Annotated in this window: 7 protein-coding genes; 2 read left to right on the top strand and 5 right to left on the bottom strand. The window is 42.3% G+C overall.

What is annotated here, in order from left to right; genetic code table 11:
• Positions 1-48: 48 nt before the first annotated feature.
• Positions 49-1,194, top strand: a complete 1,146-nt coding sequence (locus tag ACQ76X_RS03595) for a glycosyl hydrolase family 8 (RefSeq protein ID WP_438491560.1) — start codon at positions 49-51, stop codon at positions 1,192-1,194.
• A 175-nt stretch (positions 1,195-1,369) separates the two neighbouring features.
• Here the strand turns inward: ACQ76X_RS03595 and ACQ76X_RS03600 are convergent, their stop codons facing one another.
• From ACQ76X_RS03600 to ACQ76X_RS03620, 5 genes are all read right to left on the bottom strand, one after another.
• Positions 1,370-2,071 (bottom strand): HAD family hydrolase, encoded by a 702-nt coding sequence (locus tag ACQ76X_RS03600; protein ID WP_438491562.1) that lies wholly within the window; start codon positions 2,069-2,071, stop codon positions 1,370-1,372.
• A 656-nt stretch (positions 2,072-2,727) separates the two neighbouring features.
• Positions 2,728-3,177: a WapI family immunity protein gene (locus tag ACQ76X_RS03605; protein WP_438491564.1), complete on the bottom strand. Its 450-nt coding sequence runs from the start codon at positions 3,175-3,177 to the stop codon at positions 2,728-2,730.
• A gap of 132 nt (positions 3,178-3,309) precedes the next feature.
• Positions 3,310-3,606, bottom strand: coding sequence for a hypothetical protein (locus ACQ76X_RS03610; protein ID WP_438491566.1), 297 nt, complete (start codon positions 3,604-3,606; stop codon positions 3,310-3,312).
• A gap of 169 nt (positions 3,607-3,775) precedes the next feature.
• Positions 3,776-4,219: a hypothetical protein gene (locus ACQ76X_RS03615; protein WP_438491568.1), complete on the bottom strand. Its 444-nt coding sequence runs from the start codon at positions 4,217-4,219 to the stop codon at positions 3,776-3,778.
• Positions 4,220-4,464: 245 nt separating this feature from the next.
• Positions 4,465-4,914, bottom strand: coding sequence for a MarR family winged helix-turn-helix transcriptional regulator (locus ACQ76X_RS03620; RefSeq protein WP_438491570.1), 450 nt, complete (start codon positions 4,912-4,914; stop codon positions 4,465-4,467).
• A gap of 152 nt (positions 4,915-5,066) precedes the next feature.
• Here ACQ76X_RS03620 and ACQ76X_RS03625 point away from each other — a divergent pair, with 152 nt between their 5' ends.
• The gene (locus tag ACQ76X_RS03625) at positions 5,067-5,939 is read left to right on the top strand and encodes an SDR family NAD(P)-dependent oxidoreductase (RefSeq protein ID WP_438491571.1); all 873 of its coding nucleotides are present in this window, start codon (positions 5,067-5,069) and stop codon (positions 5,937-5,939) included.
• Positions 5,940-6,011: the final 72 nt, after the last annotated feature.

The following is a 6,011-nucleotide window of genomic DNA, read 5'->3' on the forward strand; positions in this document are numbered from 1 at the left end:
TTCCGCCATGCTATACTTTGGGCAAAATCAGTTCCACTGGAGGGCGCTATGAACATTAACAAAGAGGATTCTTATTACACGCATGAATATAGAAATCTGTTCAGAGAAATTGGCTATACGGAAGAGGAGATTCAAGCAAGGCTTGAACGGGCGTGGAACGATTTGTTCTACGGGGCTCCCGATGTGCGGATCTATTATCCGGCGGACAACGATAAAGCCTATATGCTGGATACCGGAAATTCCGATGTGCGCTCCGAAGGCATGTCCTACGGGATGATGATGGCTGTGCAAATGGACAAGAAAGATGAATTCGACCGGCTGTGGCTTTTCTCCAAGGTGTTCATGCAGCATACGGAAGGACGCTACAAGGATTATTTTGCCTGGCACTGCAAGCCGGACGGCAGCCGCCTGTCCCAAGGACCCGCACCGGACGGTGAAGAATTCTTCGCGATGGCGTTGTTCTTCGCTTCCAGCCGCTGGGGTGACGGGCCGGAGCCGTACAACTATTCCGAACAGGCGAAGACGATTCTCCGCGCTTGCGTACATCAAGGAGAGCACGGAGAGGGGGACCCGATGTGGGACCCGGCGAAAAAGCTGATCAAGTTTGTTCCCGAATCTCCTTTCAGTGATCCTTCCTACCATCTGCCTCATTTCTACGAATTGTTTGCCCGGGAGGCAGACAAGCAGGACCGCACATTCTGGAAGGAGGCTGCGGAAGCAAGTAGAGTCTACCTGCATCAAGCCTGCCATCCGGTAACCGGCCTTTCCCCGGAATACGCAAATTTCGACGGCACACCTGCAGCTCCTCAGCCCCATGGCGATTTCCGGCACTTCTTCAGTGATGCCTACCGCGTAGCGGCCAATATTGCGCTGGACTATGAATGGTTCCGCAGCGATCCCTGGCAGATCGAGCAGTCGAACCGGATTCAGCAATTCTTCCGGGACATTGAACCTGCGGATTACCGCCGATACACCATTGACGGCCATCCGTTCGAGGAACCGGCACTGCATCCGGTCGGACTCCTGGCTACGCTGGCCATGGCCTCGCTCGCTGCCGATGGACCGGATGCGGAGCCGTTCGCAAGGCTCTTCTGGAATACGCCTCTGCGCAGCGGGGTCCGCCGGTATTACGACAACTGCCTGTATTTCTTCAGTCTGCTGGCCTTAAGCGGAAATTACCGCATTTATCAGTAAGAATAAAGTAAATAAAGCATTAGACTAGCCCTCAATATAAAAACAGCGGCAGCCGTGGACGAAATAAAGTCCTGGACTGTCGCTGTTTTATTGAGCTAATGTTTTCTGTTAGCGAAATTACATAAGATCAATGGATTTATTCTCATATTGCGATATTCAAATCACAATTATGATTTTATAAATATAACAATAAATCGGATAGCTTTTTAATGCTTAGATATTTTGTGCTTTCTTGAGAGTCTGGTCTTGAAAGGGTTAATATTGATTGTATACCCAAAGTTGATGCACCATCTAAGTTTTTTTCATAATCATCGATAAGTACTGTTTCTATAGCTGGCAAATTCATTACCTCAAGTGCGTGTCTAAACATGCCGGGACTTGGTTTATTTTCTCCAAGCTCATAACTAAGTGCCATATTATCAAAATAATCATATATACCTGCATTTTTTAGAACCCTTTTGATTGATGGGTCAGTATCTGAAATAACTCCAATCTTATACTTTTCTTTAAGACCTTCAATTATCTTTTTTGTATTATCAAAAAAAACATAATTAGAATCGTTATACACTCTATCATATGCAATAATTTTAGCTTGTTCTTTTGTAATATTAATTTCAGGTAACATTTCAGCAATTGTTCTATAATAATTTGTATACCTTTCAAGCTCCTCGTCTTCAGTTTTGTAAATTTCATTTTTAACGTATTCGTTTGCTTTTGAAATTGCACTATTAAGTTTATCTTGTGGTATTGACCATAGAATTTGTGGATTTATATATTCCAAAGCTTTTACTGTTATTCTCCAATCACCTGTTGCAGGGCGAAAAATCGTCCAACCAAGGTCAAAAAATAAACCACGGACAGGTTTTTTTATAGTCATTTCAAAACACCCCATATTATTTAAATCATCTTTACCTCCGCAACCTAACGATGATTATTCCTGATTTCTTTTCTAGAAATGTGATCCGGCAGTTACGCAATATCTGTATCGAAGAGAGTTCTCGGAAACATGTAGTTTGACCACTCTTCATCTCTCTCACTTTTATCTTTAGTAAAATGATAATGGTAAAAAACCTTTTGTAAAAGAGAAGTTAATCTGTTTTTATTTCCTATTTTAGATTCTCATTGAGCAATACAGCCTGCCTGCTTATGAAAGTATCCTCCCGTTAGCGCAACAAAATCTCTATTTCCATCCAAACATCAATAAATAGAATGGACTTTCGTCCACCTTAGCTTCTGTTCTGACATAGTTCACAAATGCGATCCGCCGGTCCATCCATCATTTGTCCCGTTATCCATCGGCCGTCAGGTGACGCCGTGAAGGCGACGATGTCTGCGATATCCGAAGGTTCGCCGACGCGTCCAAGTGCTTACGGCCATTGGAGTGTGTAGCCACGACGCATTTACGTCGGTATCGATTATGCCGGGCATGACAGCGTTCACAGTAATCCCCGCGGACCCAGAAGCTGAGCCAGGTGTAGGGTGAATGTATTTAGTGCGCCTTTGGTTAGGTTGTAGGTCATGATACGCGGATGGCTACTTAGGACATATTCCTTTCATGTCCCCATAGTGGTTAACGATTTGTTTCAATCCGTCGAGCGTCTCCACAAAAAAGCTTTGATCGCTTTCGATTTCAAATATTAACTCATTGCCCTCGTGTGCAAACTCCTTGAAGTAACCTTCAATGATGACCTGCCCTCGCTTGTTAAACTTAACTTCTAGCTTTAGGTTCACTTCAGAATTTATCAATGCTGCAACCCCGTCTAAATCAGCCATACACCGTATCAACTGATCGTAGAACTGGTACACTTCACCTGTTGAGAACCACAACTGACCCTTGACGTAATAGTTCCCACTCTTAATTTCTACAATACCTCTAACATCATATCCACCAAAATGGCTTGTCATGTTCGGAAAATCGAATGCCTCTTCTATGGTGATTTGTACAAAACAGCCCTTTTTCCCTCGTACTACAAATTCATGCACTTTAACCAGCTCACTTAATTGGGATTTTCCGCTTGGTTCAACTATATTGCCCGTTAGTAGAATGAAAGGCTACCGGGAGATAATCTTTCGGCATTGAATAATTGTATTTCATAAGCTTAACGATTCGAAATTTTAATGATTTTTTTGATCTTTAAACGGTGTTACCCAAATCTTATATATCATCTTCCCATTGACTAAATCCTGTGAAGTATTGATATTAATCATTACATTGTTGTTGCTTGCCCATTTCGGAAGATGCTCTACTAAATAGGTGTAAACTTTATCATCAGGAGTCGCGTACCCAACGTTAACTCTTTGTCCACCTGCGAAGTCAGGATAGAGAGAATCAGCCCATTCACAAACTTCCCGGGTGGAGTCAAATATTTTATTCGCTTCCTTGTAATCCTCATTAATCCATTCAATATTCATTCGGAATCCTCCGCTAAAGTATTATTATAAACATTGAAGTTCCATATTTTTAGAATTCGTGAAATGGTTTAAGAATCCTGCCCTTAGTTAAATCAAAAAACAGCCGATCCTTTTGGCCGACTGCCGAGTTATGTTTATCCAACTCGTTAATAAAATACACTCCTTTAGTTTAGTTACAAAGTAGCTCAATAACATCCAGATTATCAGTTACGGTAATAATCTTATCTTTATACTCACAGTTCTTTATAAAATGAGGAAGTTTTTCAAGATTATATTTTGCATTCCACGCTAATAGGTTCCTGACACCATTGAGAGTCTCACACATTTCACACTTGTCAGTTCCTGAAACTCGGTCTTCATAGCGTTTCCATATTCTCGTTTCTTGGAGAGATACAGGAGGAATCAGAGCAATAATCTTATCAGCAGCAGAAAAACTTGGTTCTACCCATGACCTGTATACACCTTCTATAATCCATGAGTCATGACTTACAAATTCCTTAAGTTTTTGATCCCGTTGTTTCTCCGAAGCTTTCACCCCATACGCTTCGGCTTCATTGTCCCAAAAAAAATCATCTAAATCATAATGTGGAATATTGAGTCTCTGACTTAACAACTCTGCTATGTATGATTTACCACTTCCTGCCCCACCAATAATATGGATTCTAACAGTAATCCCCTCCTGTTAACTCAAGATTTTTATCATAATTTTACACCAAGTTGATTAAACTATCCTGCCCGTTTAGCTCAATAAAAATGGAGCAGCTGCAGGACGCAATCTGCTCCATGATGTATTGGATTAAAGTTACTCATTAGCTCAACTCTTTCGCTGCTAATTGCGTTTTCTTTAAGGGTTCCACTTTAACTACGAAATCCATTAAAGCGCCTCAGCCTTTGGATGAAATCATGAAGTTCTGCATCTTTCCAGTCCAAAAGCCGTTCATAGTACACAGACTCTTTTTCCTTTAGCGCATCTAAAACTTTTTGTTGCCCGTAATCGGTAAGAGATAATACAACTCCCCGTCCATCATTAGCCGACGATTCTCGTTTTACATATCCCAAAGCTTGAAGTTGTTTGACGAGGCGACTGACCGAACTTCGATCCATTGCTGTTGATTCAGCTAAAGCGGCGGCATTAGTGGCGCCATAGGAATACAGCCAGCGAACAAGATGGAAGGCGGCAGGCTGTATGGAGGAATCGAATTTAGCAGCGGCTTTTACGTTTAATGCATGTGCAGAACTAATAAGAGCATTAAGCTGTTCGCCCAATTCAAGCTCAAGTCTATCCCTAGGTACGTTTATCTCGTTCATTCTTATTCACCTTTCTTTAGGTCTAAATCAAACCTTTAAATAGTTGACATATATCAACCAAATCAATATAGTGGATATATGTCAATTAATTTCATAGGTAGGTTATAGTGATTATCCACTCTTAAAGTGTATCATAGGAAGGAGAAATGACGATGGCTAATAAAGAAAATGTTGTCATTACTGGTGCTACCAGTGGACTTGGGCAGCTTGTCGCGCTCGAATTAGGAAAACGCGGATTCGACCTTATTTTAACTGCCCGGAGTAAAGAACGCGCTGAAATCACGAGAGAACGCATTAAGGAACAAGCACCTTCAGCGAATATTGATTTCTTTTATGGAGACTTTTCGTCAATTAAAGATGTTTCACGGGTTGGGAGTGAAATAGCTGCCGAATATCCTAAAATTGATGTGCTGTTGAACAATGTGGGGATTCATGCTTTTAAGCCTCGCATCACCCCCGAGGGTCTTCCTGAGATGATTACCGTCAATTATTTCGCTCCCTGGATTTTAACACAGATTCTAAAACCTTCCCTGCAAAACTCGAGCCATGCCAGAGTTGTCAATGTTGCCTCTGAAGCTTCACGCCGTCACGGTATATTGAAGCTACCAGAGGATTTAACAGATACAACTCCCTTTACCGCTCGCGGCTCATCCCCTATCTATGGAAAAACCAAATTATTAAATATTATGTTCTCGGCTGAACTAGCGCGGCGGTGGTCAGGTACGGGGATTAGCGTAAATGCACTGAATCCTGGATTTAATGTTACTGGACTCGGGCGAGAACTTTGGTTCGCCCCCGTCCTCGAACGATTGTTGAAAGCCCTGCACCTTGGAGATCCGCGAAGAGGAACCGATATTATTACCCGATTAATTGTTGATCCGGAATATCTAGAAAAGACGGGTGGATACTTTAATGTCGGAACAGGACATTCCATTGAGCCAGTCTCTCCCGGAGGAGATGATGCAATGCAGCGCAGGTTGTGGGAAAGCACAGAAAAATTATTGAGAGAAAAGGGGTTTCTGTAGGCAATTCAACAAAGACAGCCGATCGTAATGACTGGCTGTCTACATGTCGTGTTTGAACTATCGTGTCCCGCT

The sequence above is a fragment of the Paenibacillus sp. IHBB 3054 genome (assembly GCF_051594305.1).
Lineage (GTDB): Bacteria > Bacillota > Bacilli > Paenibacillales > Paenibacillaceae > Paenibacillus_AQ.

Bases quoted from the DNA above. Each gene is read 5' to 3' on its own strand.
- ACQ76X_RS03610 (WP_438491566.1), bottom strand. From the start codon at position 3,606: ATGAATATTGAATGGATTAATGAGGATTACAAGGAAGCGAATAAAATA.
- ACQ76X_RS03595 (WP_438491560.1), top strand. From the start codon at position 49: ATGAACATTAACAAAGAGGATTCTTATTACACGCATGAATATAGAAAT.
- ACQ76X_RS03620 (WP_438491570.1), bottom strand. From the start codon at position 4,914: ATGAACGAGATAAACGTACCTAGGGATAGACTTGAGCTTGAATTGGGC.
- ACQ76X_RS03600 (WP_438491562.1), bottom strand. From the start codon at position 2,071: ATGACTATAAAAAAACCTGTCCGTGGTTTATTTTTTGACCTTGGTTGG.
- ACQ76X_RS03625 (WP_438491571.1), top strand. From the start codon at position 5,067: ATGGCTAATAAAGAAAATGTTGTCATTACTGGTGCTACCAGTGGACTT.